Source organism: Micromonospora sp. NPDC050795, assembly GCF_044456785.1.
GTDB lineage: Bacteria > Actinomycetota > Actinomycetes > Mycobacteriales > Micromonosporaceae > Micromonospora.
Genome location: NZ_JBITGE010000048.1, coordinates 1 through 20,020, shown reverse-complemented (window position 1 = coordinate 20,020; position 20,020 = coordinate 1). Strand labels below are relative to the sequence as shown.

Below are 20,020 nucleotides of genomic sequence, written 5' to 3'. Positions count from 1 at the left end.
ACGAAAGGCCGGTGCGGTGAGCCTCAGCAGCGATCTGGCTCGTGCCCAGGTCAAGGCGGAGACGTTGATCGAGGCGTTGCCCTGGTTGGCGCGCTTCACCGGCTCGACGGTCGTGGTCAAGTACGGCGGCAACGCGATGACCGAGCCGGAGTTGCAGCGGGCGTTCGCGGCCGACATGGTCTTCCTGCGCTACGCCGGCCTGAAGCCGGTGGTGGTGCACGGCGGCGGTCCGCAGATCTCCGCCATGCTGGGTCGCCTCGGCATCGCCAGCGAGTTCCGGGGTGGTCTGCGGGTGACCACCGCCGAGGCGATGGACGTGGTCCGGATGGTGCTGGTCGGTCAGGTGGGCCGGGAGCTGGTGGGTCTGATCAACTCGCACGGCCCGTACGCCGTCGGCCTCTCCGGCGAGGACGCCCGGCTGTTCACCGCGGTGCGGCGTCCGGCGTACGTGGACGGGGTGCCGGTCGACGTGGGGCAGGTCGGGGACGTCGAGTCGGTCGACGTGTCCGCGGTGACCGACCTGATCGAGGCCGGTCGGATTCCGGTGATCTCCACGGTGGCGCCGGACGTGGAGGGGGTGCTGCACAACCTCAACGCGGACACCGCCGCCGCCGCGCTGGCGATCGCGTTGCGGGCCCGCAAGCTGGTGGTGCTCACCGACGTGGCCGGCCTGTACGCGGACTGGCCGGACACCAGCAGCCTGGTCTCCGAGATCGCCGCGGACGATCTGGCGAAGCTGCTGCCCAGCCTGGAGTCGGGCATGGTGCCGAAGATGGAGGCGTGCCTGCGAGCGGTGCGTGGGGGAGTGCCCGCCGCGCACGTCGTCGACGGCCGGGTGGCGCACTCCACGTTGCTTGAGGTGTTCACCTCGGAAGGGTTCGGAACGATGGTGGTGCCGGGAGACGGGACGGACGCGACATGAGCACGTTGGCGCAGCGGTGGAAGCAGTCCATGATGGACAACTACGGCACACCGCCGATGGCGTTGGTCTCCGGTCAGGGCGCCGTCGTGGTCGACGACGCCGGCCGGGAGTACCTGGACCTGGTGGGTGGCATTGCGGTCAACGCCCTCGGTCACGCCCACCCAGCGGTGGTGGCGGCGGTGTCGAAGCAGGTCGCGACCCTTGGGCACGTCTCCAACCTCTATGTGGCCGAGCCGCCGGTGGCCCTCGCCGAACTGCTGTTGGCGCTCGCCGGCCGACCGGGCCGGGTCTTCTTCGCCAACTCGGGCGCGGAGGCGAACGAGGCGGCGTTCAAGCTCTCCCGGCGCACCGGCCGCACCCAGGTGGTGGCCACCAGGGGCGGCTTCCACGGCCGCACCATGGGCGCCCTCGCGCTGACCGGTCAACCGGCCAAGGTCGACCCGTTCCGGCCGCTGCCCGGCGAGGTGACCCACGTCGACTACGGCGATGTCGCCGCCCTCGAAGCGGCCGTCTCCGAGGCGACCGCCATGGTGATCCTGGAACCCGTCCAGGGGGAGAACGGCGTGCTGGTCCCGCCGCCCGGCTACCTCGCCGAGGCCCGGCGGATCACCGCCCGGCACGGCGCGCTGCTGGTCCTCGACGAGGTGCAGACCGGTGTCGGGCGTACCGGGCACTGGTTCGCGCACCAGGCCGACGGTGTGGAGCCGGACGTGGTCACCCTGGCCAAGGGGCTGGGTGGCGGGCTGCCCATCGGTGCGACGCTGGCCTTCGGCCCCGCCGCGGACCTGCTCACGCCCGGCTCGCACGGCACCACGTTCGGCGGCAACCCGGTCAGTTGCGCGGCGGCGCTCGCCGTGGTGGCGACCATCGCCAACGAGGGCCTGCTCGACAACGTCAAGCGGGTCGGCGAGCGGTTGCGGCGCGGCATCGAGGCGCTGGGCCACCCGCTGATCGGCGAGGTACGCGGGTCTGGGCTGCTGCTCGGTGTGGCGCTGACCGCGCCGGTGTCGTCGGTGCTGGCCGAGGCGCTGCGGGAAGCCGGCTTCCTGGTCAACCCGGTGCAGCCGGGTGTGATCCGGCTGGCCCCACCGCTGATCCTCACCGCCGCCCAGGCGGACACCTTCCTCGCGGCGCTGCCCGCCGCACTGGACGCGACCGCCCCGGCCGCTGCCGGCGCGCAGACCGCACCAGCCACACTGACCACCACGACGGGGACGACTCGATGACCCGGCACTTCCTGCGCGACGACGACCTGTCGCCGGCCGAACAGTCCGCTGTCCTCGACCTGGCGGCGGGCATGAAGGCGGACCGGTTCGGCCACCGGCCGCTGGTCGGCCCCCGCTCGGTGGCGGTGCTCTTCGACAAGCAGAGCCTGCGGACCAGGATCTCGTTCGACGCCGGGATCGCCGAGCTGGGCGGACACCCTCTGGTGGTGGACACGCAGGTCACCCACTTCGGTCGGGGGGAGTCGCTCGCCGACGCGGGGCGGGTGCTGTCCCGTTACGTCGCGGCGATCGTGCTGCGGACCCACGGTGACGAGCGGATCGCCGAGGTGGCGGCGGGCGCGACCGTGCCGGTGGTCAACGCGCTCACCGACGGTTTCCACCCGTGCCAGCTGCTGGCCGACCTGCTCACCATCCGGGAGCGGTGCGGTGGCACGGCCGGACGCACCCTGGCGTACGTGGGGGACGGCGCGAACAACATGGCGCAGTCGTACCTGCTGGCCGGGGCGACGGCCGGTATGCACGTGCGGATCGCCGGTCCGGCCGGGTTCGCGCCGGACGAGGCGGTGGTGCGGCGGGCCGCTGGGATCGCCGCGGAGACCGGCGGGTCGGTGCGGGTGCTGACCGACCCGGCCCAGGCGGTACGCGACGCCGACGTGCTGGCCACCGACACCTGGACGTCGATGGGGCAGGAGTCCGACGGGTTGGACCGGATCACCCCGTTCCTGCCCTACCAGGTCAACAAGGAGCTGCTCGGTCAGGCCGCACCGGACGCGATCGTGCTGCACTGCCTGCCCGCACACCGAGGTGAGGAGATCACCGACGAGGTGCTCGACGGCCCGCAGAGCGCGGTCTTCGACCAGGCGGAGAATCGGCTGCACGCCCAGAAGGCGCTGCTGACGTTCCTGCTGGAGCCCGCGACCGCCGATGCCGCCACCGGAGGGCCGCGATGACCGCGCCGCTGACTCGCGCGGCCCGCCACGCCCGGATCGTGGAGCTGATCCGCGACCGGCCGATCCGGTCGCAGACCGAGCTGGCGGATCTGCTCGCCGCCGACGGCGTCGGCGTCACCCAGGCCACCCTCTCGCGGGACCTGGAGGAGTTGGGGGCGGTCAAGGTGCGCGGCGGCGACGGACCGGCCGTCTACCTGATCCCCGAGGACGGGCAGCGGCCGTTGCGTGACGCCGAGGCCGCGCCGGCCCGGTTGGTGCGGCTGCTGCGCGAACTGCTCAACGGGGTCGACTCCAGCGGCAACATCGCCGTGCTGCGGACACCCCCGGGCGCAGCCCAGTACCTGGCCAGCGCGTTGGACCGGGCGGGCCTGCCCGAGATCGTCGGCACCATCGCCGGCGACGACACCATCCTCGTCGTGGCTCGTGAGGCCGTCGGCGGGGCCGCACTCGGAGACAAGCTCGCCGGTTGGGCCCGCCGGGACGACACCGCTGAAGGGAACACCACGTCATGACCGAGCGGGTCGTGCTCGCGTACTCCGGTGGGTTGGACACCTCCGTCGCCATTCCGTACCTGTCGGAGCAGACCGGCGCCGAGGTGATCGCGGTCGCGGTCGACGTCGGGCAGGGCGGTGAGGATCTCGATGCCATCCGGCAGCGTGCCCTGGACTGCGGCGCCGCTGAGTCCGAGGTGGTGGACGCGCGCGACGAGTTCGCCGCCGACTACTGTCTGCCGGCGATCCGGGCCAACGCGCTCTACATGGACCGCTACCCACTGGTGTCGGCGCTGTCCCGGCCGCTGATCGTCAAGCACCTGGTGGCGGCGGCGCGCACGCACGGCGGCACGATCGTGTCGCACGGCTGCACCGGCAAGGGCAACGACCAGGTCCGGTTCGAGGTGGGCCTGAACGCGCTCGCCCCCGACCTGAAGATCATCGCGCCGGCCCGGGACTTCGCCTGGACCCGGGACAAGGCCATCGCCTTCGCCGAGGAGAAGGGGCTGCCGATCGACGTGTCGGCCAGGTCGCCGTACTCCATCGACCAGAACCTGTGGGGTCGCGCGGTGGAGACCGGCTTCCTGGAGGACATCTGGAACGCCCCCGTCGAGGACCTCTACTCGTACACCTCCGACCCGACCCAGGAGCGCGACCCCGACGAGGTCGTGATCACCTTCGACGGCGGTGTGCCGGTGGCGATCGACGGTGAGACGGTCACCCCGTACCAGGCGATCCTGGAGCTCAACCGGCGCGCCGGCGCTCAGGGCGTGGGCCGCCTCGACATGGTCGAGGACCGCCTGGTCGGCATCAAGAGCCGCGAGGTGTACGAGGCCCCCGGCGCGATCGCCCTGATCACCGCCCATCAGGAGCTGGAGGCGGTGACCGTCGAGCGGGACCTGGCCCGGTTCAAGAAGGGCGTCGATCAGCGCTGGGGCGAACTCGTCTACGACGGGCTGTGGTTCTCGCCGCTGAAGGCGTCGCTGGACGCGTTCATCGACGACGCGCAGCGGCACGTGAGCGGCGAGGTGCGGATGATCCTGCACGGCGGCCGGGCCACGGTGACCGGCCGGCGTTCCGAGGCGAGCCTCTACGACTTCCAGCTGGCCACCTACGACACCGGCGACACCTTCGACCAGTCCCTGGCTAAGGGCTTCGTGCAGCTGTGGGGGCTGCCGAGCCGGATGGCCGCGGCTCGGGACGCCCGGTTGGGCGGTGGCGGACAGTGACACGTGTGAGCGCGAAGACTGATCAAGCGCGGCAAGCGGGCCCCGCAGTCGCGAGCGAAAGGCAACCAACGCGATGATGGGCGACGTGGACGACAAGAGCCTGACCGAGAACAGCGCCGCCACCAACCGGACGAGCCTCTGGGGTGGCCGGTTCGCGGGCGGCCCCGCCGAGGCGCTCGCCCGACTGTCGGTGAGCGTGCAGTTCGACTGGCGCCTGGCCCCGTACGACATTGCCGGTTCCCGGGCGCACGCCCGGGTCCTGGCCGGCGCCGGCCTGCTCGATCCGGAGGAGCTGGGCCGGATGCTGGCCGCGCTGGACGACCTGGAGGCCGCCTGCGCCTCCGGGACGTTCCGCCCCACCATCGACGACGAGGACGTGCACACCGCGTTGGAGCGCGGTCTGCTGGAGCGTCTCGGCAGCCTCGGTGGCAAGCTGCGCGCCGGCCGGTCCCGCAACGACCAGGTCGCCACCGACCTGCGGCTCTACCTGCGCGACCACGCCCGGGGCGTGGCGAGTCGCCTGGTCGAGTTGGCGGAGGCGTTGGTCGAGCAGGCCGAGCGGCACATCGACACCGCCGCGCCGGGCATGACCCACCTCCAGCACGCCCAGCCGGTCACCTTCGGGCACTGGCTGCTCGCCCACGTGCAGCCGCTGCTGCGCGACCTCGAACGGCTGCGCGACTGGGACCACCGGGCGGCGATCAGCCCGCTCGGCGCGGGCGCCCTGGCCGGTTCCGGGCTCCCGCTGGACCCGGTGGCGGTGGCCAAGGAGTTGGGCTTCCGTACGTCGTTCGCCAACTCGATGGACGCCGTCGCCGACCGGGACTTCGTGGCCGAGTTCCTCTTCACCACGGCCCTGATCGGGGTGCACCTGTCCCGGCTCGGCGAGGAGGTGGTGCTCTGGACCTCGCACGAGTTCGGCTGGGTGGAGCTGGACGACTCCTTCGCCACCGGCTCGTCGATCATGCCGCAGAAGAAGAACGCGGACATCGCCGAGCTGGCCCGGGGCAAGTCCGGGCGTCTGGTCGGCGGCCTGATGACAGTGCTCACCATGCTCAAGGGCCTGCCGATGACCTACGACCGGGACATGCAGGAGGACAAGGAGCCGGCCTTCGACGCGGTCGACACCCTGGAGCTGCTGCTTCCGGCCCTGGCGGGAATGATCTCCACGATGACGGTCCGGGTGGACCGCCTCGTCGCCGCCGCCCCGGTCGGCTTCTCCCTCGCCACCGAGGTCGCCGACTGGCTGGTCCGACGCAACGTGCCGTTCCGCGACGCGCACGAGATCACCGGCCAGTTGGTGGCGCTCTGCGCTGCTCGGGAGTGCGAGCTCAACGACGTCTCCGACGAGGACCTGGCCGCGATCAGCGGGCACCTCGACCCGTCGGTGCGCGACGTGCTCTCGGTCCGTTCGGCTCTCGCGGCCCGGACCACCCCCGGTTCCACCGGCCCCGGCCCGGTCGCCGACCAGCTCGCCGCCGCGGCGGACCGGCTGGCCGGCTGGCGGGAGTGGGCCACCGAGCGGGTCGTTCCGCGCTGAGCCGTGCCGTGGCGTCGGCGCCTGCCGCCGGCGCCGCGGCGGTTCAGGCCGTCGGGCGCTCGCGCTTGGGGAGCTTGGCCACCACCATGTCGTACGACGAGTCGACCGCCTCGGTCAGCTCGTCGTCGTCGATCCCGCCGTTGAGGCGCAGCGTGTTCCATCCGGACCGGCCGATGTAGGCCATCACGCTGGCGTCGTCGGGGTGCCGGTGCAGCCACTCGTCGGCCACCTCCCGGGTCGCCCCGCACTTGATGCCGACCGTCGGCTTGCCGCTGTCGCTGCCAAGGAACGCGAAGATCCGGCTGCCCACCTTCACCACCTCGTCGCCCTCCCACGGCTGGTCCAGCCACGCTCCCGGCTTGGCCAGGCAGTACGCCAGCATCTCCGCGCGCTCCATGGGTGCCTCCTCGTCGTGCGCACAGTGTGCCCGCCCGACTGCTGTCGCACACGCGCCGTGCCGGTCCGACGGGCGCGGTCGTCAGGAGGTCTGGTCGGCCGAACGGGCGGCGACCCGCTCGTAGCGCTGCCGGGCCGCCTGCGCGCTGCCCAACCCCAGCCCGTACGCGATCGCCTGCCAGGTCAGCCCCCGGTCGCGGGCCAGCGTCAGCAGGCCGGCCTCCAGGGCGTCCAGTTCGGCGCGGACGTGGGGCAGCAGGGTCAGCGCGGCGGTCAGGTCGGCGGAGTCGATCGGCTCCTCAGCGGGTTCGCGCTCGGCCCCGCCGGCGGCCAGCGCGGTGACCAGGGCGACCGCCTCCCACGGGTCGAGCACGTACGGGTGGGCCCACCGGCCCCGTCGCGTGTCGGTGCCGGCGTGCCGCTCGCTGATCCGCTGTAACGCCTCGTGGGTGCGGTGGGCGCGGGCCCGGCCCGGGTCCGGTGCGGTGAAGATGTCCTCGGTCGTCATACCTCGAGCACATCGCATGAACGTCTGATTGTCAACTTAATGTTGAAGCCCGGCGGCACGGGCATGCCGTGCCGCCGGGCGACGCCTCAGCGCACCAGGTTGAACTGGCGCTCGCCGAAGATGGGTGTGCAGTACGGGTCACAGGGGCTCGCGGTCACCACACCGAACGCGACGCCCGCTGCGAACGGACGCTCGACCGGGATCACCGCGACCCGCACCTCCTGGGTGCCCTCCGCGCAGGTGACCCTCCGAACCGTCGTGCCCGCGCGCATCGTCTGGCCGACCGCCTGCGCGACCTTGACCGTGACGTCGAACTCGAGGGCCTTCGAGCAGGTCACGGTGACCGGCACGATCGCCGCCGCGCCGTTCGCCTCGATCGTGCCCGTTGCGCCGACCGCGATCGTGGGCAGCGCCGCGTTGTCGGCCTGCGCCGCGGCCCGCAGCGGGACGCTCGCGCTGGCCGACGGGGTGAAGGCCAGGGTCGCGGCTGCCGCGATCAGGCCGGTGGCGATCAGTGGTAGCCGGATGCTCCGTACGGTCATGGTGATTTCCTCCCGTGATGTCGTCGCCCCGTGCGACGACATCGGGAACACTCCCGAGCCGACGGTCCGGTTTCACCGTTCCGTCGACTGTCTGGTGTGCGACGTGAGTCGTGTTCGGGCCGGCGCTCAGTGGTCGGCGCGCCCGGCCGGGTGCCGGGGAACCGGGATGGGTACGGTCGGAGACATGGCCCTGTCGTCCGGTGACCGCAGCACCGACACCGACCTGGCGGCGCTGGCGGACCTGCTCGCCGGTCCGGTGCTGCCGGCGGCGCGTGGGCTGCTGGGCTGCCGGCTGTACGCCGGCGGGGTCACCGTCCGGATCACCGAGGTCGAGGCGTACGCGGGCAGTGGCGGCGATCCCGCCTCGCACGCCCATCGGGGCCGCACCCCGCGCAACGCCGTGATGTTCGGTCCCGCCGGGCACGCCTACGTCTACTTCACCTACGGCATGCACTGGTGCGTGAACGTGGTCACCGGGGTCGAGGGGGAGGCTTCCGCCGTGCTGCTGCGCGCCGGCGCGGTGGTCGACGGGCTGGCCACGGCACGGGAGCGCCGGCCGGCCGTCCGGCGGGAGGTGGATCTGGCCCGTGGGCCCGCCCGGCTCTGCTCCGCGCTCGGCATCGACCGTGAGGCGTACGGGGCGGACCTGCTCGGCGACGGCCCGGTCCGCCTGCGGCCGCCGGCCGAGCCGGTGCCGCCGGAGACGGTGGTGGCGGGTCCCCGGGTCGGGGTGACCGGCGCGCACGATCTGCCCTGGCGGTTCTGGCTGGAGGGCGATCCGACGGTCAGCGCGTACCGCCGGCACGTGCCGCGCGTCCGACGCTGACTGACCTGCGGCGTGTGGGCGGCGGGGGTTGTCGGACGGTGTGGCCATAATCACCGGACCTGCTCACCGACGGTTCGGAGGACGTCATGGCGACACTGCTCGCGATCGGCACAGCCAAGGGATTGTTTCTCGCCACCAGCACCGACGAGCGGCGCAGTTGGGAGATCACCGGTCCGCACTTTCCGATGACGGGGGTCTACGCGGTCGCCGTCGACACCCGTCGGCCCACCCCGCGGCTGCTCGCCGGCGTGACCAGCTCCCACTTCGGCCCCAGCGTCGCCACCAGCGACGACCTCGGCGCTTCCTGGGACGAGCCCGACCAGGCGCCGGTCGCGTTTCCGGCCGACACCGGCGTCTCCCTCGGCCGGGTCTGGCAGTTGACGCCGGCCGGCCCCGACGAGCCGGACGTGGTCTGGGCCGGCACCGAGCCCTCCGCGTTGTTCAGGTCCACCGACGGTGGCCGCAGCTTCGAGCTGGTCCGTTCCCTCTGGGACCATCCGCACCGCCCGCAGTGGGAGGGCGGCTTCGGTGGTCAGGCCGTGCACACGGTGCTGCCTCACCCGCGTGACCCGGCTCGGCTGCTGGTCGCCATGTCCACCGGCGGGGTCTACCGCTCGGAGGACGCAGGCGCGAGCTGGGCGCCGGGCAACACCGGCATCCGCGCCTACTTCATGCCCGACGAGTGGCCGGAGTTCGGCCAGTGCGTGCACAAGGTCGCCCGGGACGCGGCCAACCCCGAGCGGCTGTACGCGCAGAACCACCACGGCGTCTACCGTTCCGACGACGACGGGCGCACCTGGTCCTCGATCGCCGACGGGCTGCCCAGCGACTTCGGCTTTCCCATGGTGGCCCACCCGGGGCGCGGCGGCACGGTGTGGACCTTCCCGTTGGTGGCCGACGGCGAGCGGTTCCCGACCGACCACCGCTGCCGGGTGTTCCGTTCCGTCGACGCTGGCGGCAAGTGGGAGCCGCTGTCGGTGGGGCTGCCCGAGGGGCCGTTCTATCCGGCGGTGCTGCGCGACGCGATGTGCGCCGACGACGCCAGCCCCGGTGGGGTCTACTTCGGCACCCGCTCCGGCTCGGTCTTCGCCAGCCGCGACGAGGGTGACTCCTGGTCCCTGATCGCGGCGCACCTGCCGGACGTGCTCTGCGTCCGCGCCGCGGAGGTCTGAGCGTGGTCACGGTGCTGCTGCCCGGCCCGCTGCGTGGCGAGGCCGGGGGCGCGAGTCGGCTGACCGTCACCGCCGCCGGGACGCTGCGGGCGGTCCTCGACGAGATGGCCGTCGCGCATCCGCGGCTGGCCCGGCGCATCCGCGACGAGCGTGGTGAGCTGCGGCGCTACGTCAACGTCTTCGTCGACGGGGAAGACTGCCGGCACTCCGGTGGCCTGGCCACCCCGGTCAAGGACGGCGCGGAGGTGCAGGTGCTGCCGTCGGTCGCGGGCGGCTGACCGTTCTGCGACCCGTTGTCCGGTCAGGGGCGTGACCGGCGCCACTGCGAGGTGTACCGCCGACGGAATAGTTGCGTCGTCAAATAAGTTGTGAGCTGCGTCCGGGTACCACGACGGCACCCGGTTGACACGCGAGGAGCTGGTCATGCAGTTCGGAATCTTCACCGTCGGTGACGTCACGGTCGATCCGACCACCGGTCGGGAGCCGACCGAGCGTGAGCGGATCAAGGCGATGGTCGCCATCGCGTTGAAGGCCGAGGAGGTCGGCCTCGATGTCTTCGCCACCGGCGAGCACCACAACCCGCCATTCGTGCCGTCGTCACCGACCACCATGCTCGGCTACATCGCGGCGCGTACCGAGCGGCTGCTGCTGTCCACCGCCACCACGCTGATCACCACGAACGACCCGGTGAAGATCGCCGAGGACTACGCGATGCTCCAGCACCTCTCCGACGGCCGGGTGGACCTCATGATGGGCCGCGGCAACACCGGCCCGGTCTACCCGTGGTTCGGCAAGGACATCCGCGCCGGCATCCCCCTGGCCATCGAGAACTACGACCTGCTGCACCGGCTGTGGCGCGAGGACGTGGTCGACTGGAAGGGCAAGTACCGCACGCCGCTGCAGTCGTTCACCTCGACGCCGCGCCCGCTCGACGGCGTGCCCCCGTTCGTCTGGCACGGCTCGATCCGCAGCCCGGAGATCGCCGAGCAGGCCGCGTACTACGGTGACGGCTTCTTCGCCAACCACATCTTCTGGCCCAAGGAGCACACCCAGCGGATGATCGCGCTCTACCGCCAGCGGTACGCGCACTACGGCCACGGCTCCGCCGACCAGGCCATCGTCGGCCTCGGTGGGCAGGTGTTCATGCGCCGCAACTCGCAGGACGCGGTCCGGGAGTTCCGGCCCTACTTCGACAACGCCCCGGTCTACGGGCACGGGCCGTCGCTGGAGGACTTCACCCGGGAGACCCCACTGACCGTGGGCAGCCCGCAGCAGGTCATCGACCGCACGCTCGGCTTCCGGGAGTACGTCGGTGACTACCAGCGCCAGCTGTTCCTGATGGACCACGCCGGGTTGCCGCTGAAGACCGTGCTGGAGCAGCTCGACCTGCTCGGCGAGGAGGTCGTGCCGGTGCTGCGCAAGGAGTTCGCCGCGAGACGTCCGGCGCACGTGCCGGCGGCGCCGACGCACGCCTCGCTGGTCGCCGCCGCGGGCGGCGCCAAGGACAGCACGGTGCACGCCGTCGACGACGTGACGGGCAAGGCGCCGGAGGGGGCGACCCGATGACCCAGCGCACCCTGGCCGTGATCTCGGCGGGGCTGAGTCAGCCCTCGTCGACCCGGCTGCTCGCCGACCAGCTCGCCGCGGCCACCCGCGACGAGTTGGTCCGGCGCGGCTCCGACGTGCAGCTGCACGTCGTGGACCTGCGCGAGTACGCCCACGACGTGGTGAACAACATGCTCACCGGGTTCGCGCCGGCGGCGCTGCGCGAGGTCGTCGACACGGTGACCGGGGCGGACGGGCTCATCGCCGTCACCCCGATCTTCAGCGCCTCGTACAACGGGCTGTTCAAGTCCTTCTTCGACGTGTTGGATTCCGGGTCGCTGGTCGACCGGCCGGTGCTGATCGGCGCGACCGGCGGCACCGCCCGGCACTCGTTGGCACTGGAGCACGCCGTCCGCCCGATGTTCGCCTACCTTCGGTCGGTGGTCGTCCCGACGGCGGTCTTCGCCGCCCCGGAGGACTGGTCCGACGGCACCGCCGACGGCGCGTTGCGCGCCCGGATCCGGCGCGCCGCCGGGGAGTTGGCCGACCAGATCGAGCGGCGGCCACCAGCCACCGGTCCGGCCGATCCGTTCGCCCTCACCACCGACTTCCTGCAGATGCTCGGCCGAGGTGACGGCGCGCCGGTCAGCTGACCGGGTGGGCGACCAGCACCGGGCAGTGCGCGTGGTGGATCGCCGCCTGACTGACCGACCCGAGCAACAGACCGGTGAAACCGGCCCGGCCCCGGGTGCCCACGACCAGCAGCGACGCCGTGCCGCTGGCCTCGATGAGCCCCTGGGCCGCGCCGGCCGCCCGGACCGGATGCTCGCGCACCACCAGGTCGGGGTGTTCGGCGCGCACCACGGCGGAGGCGTCGGCCAGGAGTCGCACCACGTCGGCCTGGTACGCGGCCTGCGACTCCTCGATCTCCTCCGGCACCGTCCGGTCCCCGTCCTGAGGGCCGACGTGCGCCAGCACCAGCGGCACGTCCCGCAGCGCCGCCTCGTCGGCGCCCAGGCCCACGGCGAGCCGGGACGACTCGGACCCGTCGACGCCGACCAGCACCGGGCCGTCCACCGGGATCGGTTGCTCGTCCGGGCGGATCACCAGCACCGGGCAGTGGGCGTGCGCGGCCACCTGCGCGCCGACCGAGCCGAGCAGCAGCCCGGTGAACCCGCCCAGACCACGGCTGCCCACCACCACCAGGTCCGCCCGGCGGGACTCCTCGATCATGGTGGCTCCCGGGCCCCCGAGGATCTGACGCACCTCGGTGGTGAGGCCGGGCCACCGGTCGGTCAGCTCGGCCGCCGTGCGCTCCAGCATCTGCTGCGCCTCCGCCGAGGGCGCGGGCACCCCGATGTCGTACGGGTTGAGAGGCACGCCGTAGCCGGACGCGTGCAGGTACCCGTGTACCAGGAGCAGCGGTCGGGACCGGAGCACGGCGGCCCGTGCCGCGTGTTCGGCGGCGACGAGGCTAAACGGCGATCCGTCCACGCCCACCACGACAGGTCGGTTCATCGGCGCTCCCTGGGTCGGTCAGGCCATTGTCGACCGCTCGGCAGCACCGCAAGGTCCGGACGCGCCGGTTCCGGGCGCGCGACGGTCCGGCGCTTGCACGCAATTACGTATGTTCGTAGTATCGACGCATGGATTCCGTGGAAGATCGGCTCGCCGCGCTGGAGGCACAGGTTGCCGCGTTGAGCGAGCGGCCCACCTCCGCGCCGCCGCCACCACCCGCGCCGGAGGGCACCTTCTGGGCGCTCGACGGCCTCAAGCAGCGCCTGCCACCCGACGGGTCGGGCGCCGTGCTCTACACCGGCACCGTCCGCGTCGCCGGCCAGCACTACGACTGGCAGTACGGCCGCACCGTCGACGACCTGCTCGCCGCCGACTGGACGGACCTGCCCAGCACCCTTTCCGCGTTGGCCCACCCGGTGCGGCTGCGGCTCCTGCGGGAGATCCTCGGCGGCCGGCAGAGCACCAGCGAGCTGGCCGAGATCGAGGAGTTAGGCACCACCGGCCAACTGCATCACCACCTGCGCCAGATCACCGCCGCCGGTTGGCTGCGCAGCGCCGGCCGAGGCCGGTACGCGGTCCCCGCCGAACGCGTGGTGCCGCTGCTGGCCATCCTCACCGCCGCCGGCCGCTGACCAGACGCGGCGCGGCCGCCCATCCGACGACCCCACGGAGGAACCACCATGCGCCGGACGACCGTCACCGTCCTCGCCGTCGCGCTGATCGCCGGCCTGGTCGGGGTGGCGTTGATGCCCCGGGTGCCCCGACTCGGCGGGCAGAGCACCGGCGACCGCGACCTGGCCGCCGCCGCCCGTTCGGCCACGCCCGACCAGTCAGGCCTGCGCGGGCTCGCCGTCGCCCTGGTCGAGAACGGCCGGATCCGCACCGCCGGCCTGGGTGACCGGGACCTCGCCGCTCGACCCGTGGAGCCGGGCACCCCGTTCGAGATCGGCTCGGTCACCAAGGCCCTCACCGGCATGCTCCTCGCCGACCAGGTCGCCGCCGGTGTCGTCGGCCCGGACGACCGGCTCGGCGCCACCTGGCCCGAGATCACCGGCCCCGCCCGCGACGTCACGCTCGCCGAACTCGCCAGCCACCGCACCGGCCTGCCCCGCCTGGCCCCCGGCTCCCCACTGGGGTGGGCACGCATCCTCTGGTCCAACGTCTCCGGCGCAAACCCCTACGCCGGGCAGGGCGTCGACGCCGTTCGCAGCGCCACCGACCGGGTCGACACAAACGACGACGAGCGCGGCGAGGTCCACTACTCCAACCTCGGGCCGTCCGTGCTCGGCCACGCGCTCGCCGCGAAGGCCGGCGTCGCGTACCCCGAGCTGCTGCACGACCGGCTGCTACGGCCGCTCGACATGACGGCCACCACTGTCGCCACCCGCGTCGACGACCTGCCGGCCGATCGCGCCCAGGGAAGCCGGGCCGGCGGCCGGCCGCTCGACCCGTGGGCAGGAGCCGGCTACGCCCCGGCCGGCGCCGGCCCCTGGTCGACGGCCGAGGATCTGGGCAGGTTGCTCGCCGCGACTCTCGCCGGCACCGCACCCGGTGCCGACGCCGCCACCGCCCGTTTCCGCGAGGACGACGACACCCGCATCGGGTACGGCTGGTTCACCACCCGGCACGGCGACCGCGAGATCGTCTGGCACAACGGCGCTACCGGCGGGTTCCGGTCCTACGTCGGCCTCGAACGGGCGACCGGGCGGGCGGTGGTGGTGCTCGGCAACACCGACAAGGGCGTCGAGCCGATCGGGCTGCGGCTGCTCGGGGTGCCACCGAAGGAGGCCGACTCGGCGACGTCGATGGTGCTGCCATGGATCGGCGCCGGCCTCGCGGTTGCCTTCACCTTCCTCGGCGGCCTCTCCCTGCTCGGCACCGCCCGCCGTCGTCAACTGGACCAGGTGACGCTGCTGGCGGCGGCGGTCTGGGCGTTCGCCTATCTCGGCCTGGGGCACCGGATGGGGGACTGGTCGATGGTGCCGGCCTGGCTGTGGCCGCTCGGCGCCGGCCTGTCGGCGGCGGGGGTGGCCCTGGCGGCGACCCGGTGGCGCGCTCTGCCGGTGGTCGACGCGCGGGTGCCGTGGCGTCGACTGCTGTCGGTGGCGAGTTCCCTGGGCGCTGCCGTGCTGGCGGTCGTGGCCGTCGTCGGCTGACTCCGCGCCGCGGCGTGTCGTCACCGCCGTTGCGTACCCTCGGCCGATGACCTCCGATCTGCTGCTGCGCCCGGTCCGTGAGGACGACCTCGTCGAGTTCTTCCTGCACCAGCAGGACCCGGAGGCCAACCGGATGGCCGCGTTCGGCCCGAAGGACCCGTCCGACCGTCGGGAGTTCGCCGCACACTGGGCCCGGGTGCTCACCAACCCGCAGAACCTGGTCCGCACCGCCGAGGTCGACGGCGAGGTGGTCGGCTATGTGAGCGCTTGGCCGGCCGAGGGGCAGACCGAGGTCAGCTACTGGATCGACCCGGCACGTTGGGGTCGGGGCCACGCCACGTCGGCCCTGGCCGCCCTGCTGCGCGAGCTGCCCCGGCCGGTGCACGCCCGCGCCGCCAAGGACAACGCCGCCTCCCTCGCGGTGCTCCGCAAGTGCGGGTTCGTGGTGATCGGCGAAGACTCGGGGTACGCCAACGGCCGCGGCGAAGACGTCGAGGAGTGGCTGTTGGAGCTGCCCGCCGACGCCTCTGACCTGGGCGGGCACTAGTCTCGCGGCGTGAACTGGTTGGATCTCGTCGGCTGGGCCGGCTCCGCGGTGCTGGTCTGGTCCCTGCTGCAGTCCCGCATCCTGCGGCTGCGGGCGCTCAACCTCGTCGGCTGCTTCGTGCTGATCGGCTACAACGCCGCGATCGAGGTCTGGCCCGGCGTCGGGCTCAACGTCGTGCTCGCGGTGATCAACATCTGGTACCTGCGCGGGATGCTCGCCACCCGGCACGACGAGAAGACCTACCAGGTGGTGGAGGTCGGCGTCGGCGACCAGTTCCTCGCGCACACGCTGCGGGTGCACGCCGCCGACATCACCCGGTTCAACCCCGGCTTCCACTGGGACCCGGACGCGTCGGGGCGCTCGGCGTTTCTCGTGGTCACCGCCGACGAGGTCGTCGGAGTGGTGCTGTCGCACGCCGAGGCGCCCGGTGTCGCCCAGATCGACCTGGATTACGTGACCCCGAAGTTCCGGGACTTCACCCCGGGCGAGTTCGTCTACCGGCGCAGCCACCTGTTCACCGAACGGGGCTTCCACCGGGTGGTCAGCCCGCCCCGGATGGTGGCCCCCTACTACCACCGGCTCGGCTTCCGCCCGGATGGCGACTCGTACGTCCTCGACCTGCCGGCGTCGCCAACGCCCCAGTCGGCCTGACCCACCGATGCCCCGGTCGGCGTGGCGTCACCGTCGTCCGATCCGGCGTAGCCTCGCCGTGGCCTGATTCGGCGTAACCTCGCTTCGTCCGGTTCGGCTAGCCTCGCCGGAGCAGGATTCGGCCGGCGCCGGACGGGGCAAAGACACGCCTACGCCGGGCGGGCTCGCCGACCGGCGGGTGCCGCGCGGGGCAGCCGGTGCCACCACCACGAGGGAGCGAACCGGGCGTGCAGAGCTACGGGAGCCAACTGGCCCTGGTCGGAGTCCTGGTCGTGATCAACGCGCTCTTCGCGGGCAGCGAGATGGCGTTGGTGTCGCTGCGAGACAGCCAGATCCAGCGGCTGGAGCGCACCAGCCGGGCCGGACGGGTGCTGGCCCGGCTCGCCAAGGACCCGAACCGCTTCCTGGCCACCATCCAGATCGGCATCACCCTCGCCGGTTTCCTGGCCTCCGCCGCGGCGGCGGTCTCCCTGGCCAAGCCCCTCGTCCCGTTGCTCGGGATGTTCGGCAACGCCGCTGAGACGGTGGCGATCGTGGCGGTCACCCTCGCGCTGACCTTCGTCACCCTGGTCTTCGGCGAGCTGGCGCCCAAGCGGATCGCCATGCAGTCCGCCGAACGGTGGGCGCTGTTGGTGGCCCGCCCGCTCGACCTGCTCGCCAGCCTCACCCGGCCGGCCGTCTGGGCGCTCGGCGCCACCAGCGACGTGGTGGTCCGCCTGGTCGGGCTCAACCCCAAACACGAGCCGGAGGAGATCGGCCCGGACGAGCTGCGCGACATCGTCGCCGGCAACCACGGCTTCACCAAGGAGCAGCGCACCATCATCGCGGGTGCCGTCGAGATCGCCGACCGGCGGTTGCGGGCTGTCCTCGTACCCCGGTTGCAGGTCTTCACGCTCGACAGCGGGACCACGGCGGAGGCCGCGCGGCTCGTGCTGGCCGCCACCGGGCACTCCCGCGCGCCGGTGGTGCGCCACGGCGGCCTGGACGACACGGCCGGAGTGATCCACCTGCGTGACCTGGTGGGTGTGCCCGACGACCGCCCGGTCGACGAGATCGCCCGACCGCCGATGCTGCTGCCCGACTCGTTGCCGGTGGTGGACGCGCTGCGCCAGTTCAAGGCCGAGCGTCAGCACATCGCGCTCGTCGTGGACGAGCGCGGCGCCGTCGACGGGATCGTGACGCTGGAGGACATCCTGGAGGAGATCGTCGGCGAGATCTACGACGAGACCGACCGGGATGTGCGCTCGGTGCGGCGTGACCCCGACGGTGCGCTGGTGCTGCCCGGCACCTTCCCGGTGCACGACCTGCCGGACATCGGCGTGGAGCTGCCGCGCCCGGCCGGTGACTACACGACAGTCGCCGGGCTGGTGCTGGCCCGGCTCGGGCACATCCCCACCGTCGCCGGGGAGGACGTCACGCTCGACGGTTGGGTGCTGGTGGTGGCCGGCATCGACCACCGGGCCATCACCGAGGTACGGCTCAGCCGCGTACCCGAGGAAGGCGACGGCGACGCCGACACCGACCAGCCCGCGGAGCCGATGCTGGACGAGGCCCGCAGTTGACCGGTGCGGCGACTGCCGTCGCTCAGGCGGGCGAGAGGTTCTGCAGCCGGACCTGACCACGGGCGACCAACTGCTCGTCGGCGTCGATGATCTCCACCTGCCAGAGCTGCTGGCTGCGGCCCCGGTGCACCGGGGTGCCGATCGCCCTCAGCTCGCCCTCGCGGACGGCCCGCAGGAAGTCGGTCTGGTTCGACACCCCGACCACAGTGCCCCGGTCGGCCAGCCAGAGGGCGCCACCCACGCTGGCCGCGGTCTCCACGACCGAGCAGTACACCCCGCCGTGCTGGATGCCGAACGGCTGGTGCAGCTGCGGGCCGACCTGCCAGCTGATGACCACCCGGTCGGCGCTGGCCTCCTCGAACTTGAGGCCGAGCAGGGCGACGAAGCCACCCGTCAGGTCCGGAATCTCCATGGCAAGGCCCTCCTCGATCAACGGGCGCAAGCCTAGCCGGGGCGGGTTGCGCCAAACCCGGTACGGGTTGGTGCCGGCGATGGGGGAGAATCGGTGACCGTGACCGACAGCAGCCCTCCGCCGCCCGGGCGGGACTCCCTGACCGATGACCTGCTCTGGCGTGGCCTGATACAGGACTCGACCGGCCTCGACGAGCTGCGCGAGCTGCTCGACGGTGGGAGTGCCGCCACGTACTACGTGGGCTTCGACCCCACCGCGCCGAGCCTGCACGTCGGCAACCTCATGCAGGTCCTCATGGCCCGCCGGCTGCAACTCGCCGGCCATCGCCCGTTGCTGCTGGTCGGCGGCGCGACCGGGCAGATCGGTGACCCGAAGGAGAGCGCCGAGCGGGCGCTCAACCCGACCGAGGTGATCGCCGGCTGGGTCGAGCGGATCCGCGACCAGCTCGCGCCCTTCGTGTCGTACTCCGGCGAGAACGCGGCGCAGTTGGTCAACAACCTGGACTGGACCGGCGAGATGTCGATCGTCGAGTTCCTCCGCGATGTGGGCAAACACTTCCCGGTGAACAAGATGCTCGCGCGGGAGGTGGTGCGGGCCCGGCTGGAGACCGGCATCAGCTACACCGAGTTCAGCTACCAACTGCTCCAGGCCAACGACTTCTTCGAGCTGCACCGCCGGCACGGCTGTCAGCTCCAGTTCGGTGGCTCCGACCAGTGGGGCAACATCACCGCCGGCGTCGACTACGTACGCCGACGGGGCGGGGGGCCGGTGCAGGCGTTCACCACGCCGCTCGTCACCAAGTCCGACGGTACGAAGTTCGGTAAGAGCGAGGGCGGTGCTGTCTGGCTCGACCCGACGATGACCAGCCCGTACTCCTTCTACCAGTTCTGGCTCAACGTCGAGGACCAGGAGGTCGACCGCTACCTGCGGTACTTCAGCTTCCGCACCCGCGACGAGCTGGAAGAGCTGGCCAAGGCGACAGCCGAACGGCCGGCGGCCCGGCTGGCGCAGCGGGCGCTCGCCGAGGAGCTGACCACACTGGTGCACGGTGCCGACGAGACCCGACAGGCGATCGCCGCCAGTCAGGCGCTCTTCGGCCGTGGCTCGTTGGACGAGCTGTCGCCGGAGACCCTGCGCGCGGCCCTGACCGAGGCGGGTCTCGTACGCCTCACCGGCGAATTGCCGGATGTGGCGGGTCTGCTGCGGGACTCCGGTCTGGTGAGTGGCCTCAAGGAGGCTCGGCGGGTGATCGCCGAAGGCGGCGCCTACGTCAACAACAACCGGGTGACCGCTGTGGACGCGGGGGTGTCGCCGGCCGACCTGCTGCATGGGCGATACCTGGTGCTGCGCCGGGGAAAGCGTTCGTTCGCGGGCGTTGAGCTGGGTGAATAGCCACCTGTCGACGATGTGACGGGGGACGCGTCCGGCGGATTTGACGATCATCCCGCCGGACGCGTAACTTTCTCTCTGCCAGCGCGGAACGGACGAAACAGGCGAAAGCCTGAAGCGGCCGGAGCGCAGGCCAACGGCCTGGGGGTCGGGTGGGCACGCCCACCGGAGCCCCAACCGGGAGGTGCCGCCAGAAACGCCGCGAGGCGGATTTGGCGCTGCGAAACCGACCGGGTATGGTTACGAACTGGCAGGGCACCGGGCGGGTCGCGGGAAATCGCGACGGCCGGCCTGCCGAACCCATGACGAAAGCGGCGCAAGCCGGTTGCGACATGGTGCCCGCGTTATCGGGTTGAAGCATGGCGAACCGCGAAATATCGGTTTGACAGGGCGGAAACGAGCGGGTAACGTAGTAAAAGTGCCTGGCGCTGGAAAGCG

At 72.2% G+C, this 20,020-nt stretch carries 22 protein-coding genes; 17 read left to right on the top strand and 5 right to left on the bottom strand.

Annotated features, from left to right (window positions below):
* Positions 1-16: 16 nt before the first annotated feature.
* The 6 genes from argB to argH all read left to right on the top strand — a co-directional run bounded on the left by argB (position 17) and on the right by argH (position 6,358).
* Complete coding sequence (argB, locus tag ACIBEF_RS29485; RefSeq protein WP_366611675.1) at positions 17-922, top strand: acetylglutamate kinase; 906 nt, start codon at positions 17-19, stop codon at positions 920-922.
* Positions 919-2,148 carry an acetylornithine transaminase gene (locus ACIBEF_RS29480; RefSeq protein WP_396796569.1) on the top strand — a complete coding sequence of 410 codons (1,230 nt, stop codon included), beginning with the start codon at positions 919-921 and terminating at the stop codon, positions 2,146-2,148. Before argB ends, ACIBEF_RS29480 begins: the two co-directional genes overlap by 4 nt.
* Positions 2,145-3,098: an ornithine carbamoyltransferase gene (gene argF, locus ACIBEF_RS29475; protein ID WP_396796567.1), complete on the top strand. Its 954-nt coding sequence runs from the start codon at positions 2,145-2,147 to the stop codon at positions 3,096-3,098. The genes ACIBEF_RS29480 and argF overlap by 4 nt, the downstream gene beginning before the upstream one ends.
* A complete protein-coding gene (locus tag ACIBEF_RS29470; RefSeq protein ID WP_355009159.1) occupies positions 3,095-3,610 on the top strand; it encodes an arginine repressor in 516 nt (171 codons plus the stop codon). The genes argF and ACIBEF_RS29470 overlap by 4 nt, the downstream gene beginning before the upstream one ends.
* The gene (locus tag ACIBEF_RS29465) at positions 3,607-4,818 is read left to right on the top strand and encodes an argininosuccinate synthase (RefSeq protein WP_396796566.1); all 1,212 of its coding nucleotides are present in this window, start codon (positions 3,607-3,609) and stop codon (positions 4,816-4,818) included. Before ACIBEF_RS29470 ends, ACIBEF_RS29465 begins: the two co-directional genes overlap by 4 nt.
* A 76-nt stretch (positions 4,819-4,894) precedes the next feature.
* A complete protein-coding gene (gene argH, locus ACIBEF_RS29460; protein WP_366611667.1) occupies positions 4,895-6,358 on the top strand; it encodes an argininosuccinate lyase in 1,464 nt (487 codons plus the stop codon).
* Positions 6,359-6,401: 43 nt separating this feature from the next.
* On the opposite strand, the gene ACIBEF_RS29455 is transcribed toward argH, so the two are convergent.
* From ACIBEF_RS29455 to ACIBEF_RS29445, 3 genes are all read right to left on the bottom strand, one after another.
* A complete protein-coding gene (locus tag ACIBEF_RS29455) occupies positions 6,402-6,755 on the bottom strand; it encodes an MmcQ/YjbR family DNA-binding protein (RefSeq protein ID WP_357201299.1) in 354 nt (117 codons plus the stop codon).
* A gap of 81 nt (positions 6,756-6,836) precedes the next feature.
* Positions 6,837-7,262, bottom strand: a complete 426-nt coding sequence (locus ACIBEF_RS29450) for a DNA-binding protein (RefSeq protein ID WP_396796565.1) — start codon at positions 7,260-7,262, stop codon at positions 6,837-6,839.
* Between the two features lie 86 nt (positions 7,263-7,348).
* Entirely contained in the window at positions 7,349-7,804 is a 456-nt protein-coding gene (locus ACIBEF_RS29445) for a hypothetical protein (RefSeq protein ID WP_396796564.1), read from the bottom strand.
* A 184-nt stretch (positions 7,805-7,988) separates the two neighbouring features.
* On the opposite strand from ACIBEF_RS29445, the gene ACIBEF_RS29440 reads away from it, so the two are divergent.
* The 5 genes from ACIBEF_RS29440 to ACIBEF_RS29420 all read left to right on the top strand — a co-directional run bounded on the left by ACIBEF_RS29440 (position 7,989) and on the right by ACIBEF_RS29420 (position 12,000).
* The gene (locus tag ACIBEF_RS29440) at positions 7,989-8,630 is read left to right on the top strand and encodes a DNA-3-methyladenine glycosylase (RefSeq protein WP_396796563.1); all 642 of its coding nucleotides are present in this window, start codon (positions 7,989-7,991) and stop codon (positions 8,628-8,630) included.
* 86 nt (positions 8,631-8,716) lie between these two features.
* The gene (locus ACIBEF_RS29435) at positions 8,717-9,802 is read left to right on the top strand and encodes a WD40/YVTN/BNR-like repeat-containing protein (RefSeq protein WP_396796562.1); all 1,086 of its coding nucleotides are present in this window, start codon (positions 8,717-8,719) and stop codon (positions 9,800-9,802) included.
* 2 nt (positions 9,803-9,804) lie between these two features.
* Positions 9,805-10,080: a ubiquitin-like small modifier protein 1 gene (locus ACIBEF_RS29430; RefSeq protein ID WP_396796560.1), complete on the top strand. Its 276-nt coding sequence runs from the start codon at positions 9,805-9,807 to the stop codon at positions 10,078-10,080.
* A 145-nt stretch (positions 10,081-10,225) separates the two neighbouring features.
* Positions 10,226-11,368, top strand: a complete 1,143-nt coding sequence (locus ACIBEF_RS29425) for an LLM class flavin-dependent oxidoreductase (protein WP_355009150.1) — start codon at positions 10,226-10,228, stop codon at positions 11,366-11,368.
* Complete coding sequence (locus ACIBEF_RS29420; RefSeq protein WP_396796558.1) at positions 11,365-12,000, top strand: FMN reductase; 636 nt, start codon at positions 11,365-11,367, stop codon at positions 11,998-12,000. Before ACIBEF_RS29425 ends, ACIBEF_RS29420 begins: the two co-directional genes overlap by 4 nt.
* Here ACIBEF_RS29420 and ACIBEF_RS29415 read toward each other — a convergent pair.
* Positions 11,993-12,865, bottom strand: coding sequence for a universal stress protein (locus ACIBEF_RS29415; RefSeq protein WP_396796556.1), 873 nt, complete (start codon positions 12,863-12,865; stop codon positions 11,993-11,995). The genes ACIBEF_RS29420 and ACIBEF_RS29415 overlap by 8 nt on opposite strands.
* Before the next feature lie 128 nt (positions 12,866-12,993).
* Between ACIBEF_RS29415 and ACIBEF_RS29410 the strand changes: the two genes are divergently transcribed.
* The 5 genes from ACIBEF_RS29410 (at position 12,994) to ACIBEF_RS29390 (ending at position 17,781) form a co-directional block, all read left to right on the top strand.
* Positions 12,994-13,497, top strand: a complete 504-nt coding sequence (locus tag ACIBEF_RS29410; protein WP_396796554.1) for an ArsR/SmtB family transcription factor — start codon at positions 12,994-12,996, stop codon at positions 13,495-13,497.
* Between the two features lie 48 nt (positions 13,498-13,545).
* On the top strand, positions 13,546-15,021 hold the full coding sequence (locus ACIBEF_RS29405) for a serine hydrolase domain-containing protein (RefSeq protein WP_396796552.1): 1,476 nt from the start codon (positions 13,546-13,548) through the stop codon (positions 15,019-15,021).
* A 46-nt stretch (positions 15,022-15,067) separates the two neighbouring features.
* Positions 15,068-15,568, top strand: a complete 501-nt coding sequence (locus tag ACIBEF_RS29400) for a GNAT family N-acetyltransferase (protein WP_396796551.1) — start codon at positions 15,068-15,070, stop codon at positions 15,566-15,568.
* 9 nt (positions 15,569-15,577) lie between these two features.
* A complete protein-coding gene (locus ACIBEF_RS29395) occupies positions 15,578-16,219 on the top strand; it encodes a hypothetical protein (protein ID WP_355009144.1) in 642 nt (213 codons plus the stop codon).
* A gap of 227 nt (positions 16,220-16,446) precedes the next feature.
* Positions 16,447-17,781, top strand: coding sequence for a hemolysin family protein (locus tag ACIBEF_RS29390; RefSeq protein ID WP_396796549.1), 1,335 nt, complete (start codon positions 16,447-16,449; stop codon positions 17,779-17,781).
* A gap of 22 nt (positions 17,782-17,803) precedes the next feature.
* On the opposite strand, the gene ACIBEF_RS29385 is transcribed toward ACIBEF_RS29390, so the two are convergent.
* Complete coding sequence (locus ACIBEF_RS29385) at positions 17,804-18,193, bottom strand: PaaI family thioesterase (protein ID WP_396796547.1); 390 nt, start codon at positions 18,191-18,193, stop codon at positions 17,804-17,806.
* Between the two features lie 99 nt (positions 18,194-18,292).
* Between ACIBEF_RS29385 and tyrS the strand changes: the two genes are divergently transcribed.
* Positions 18,293-19,585, top strand: a complete 1,293-nt coding sequence (gene tyrS, locus ACIBEF_RS29380; protein ID WP_396796588.1) for a tyrosine--tRNA ligase — start codon at positions 18,293-18,295, stop codon at positions 19,583-19,585.
* Positions 19,586-20,020: the final 435 nt, after the last annotated feature.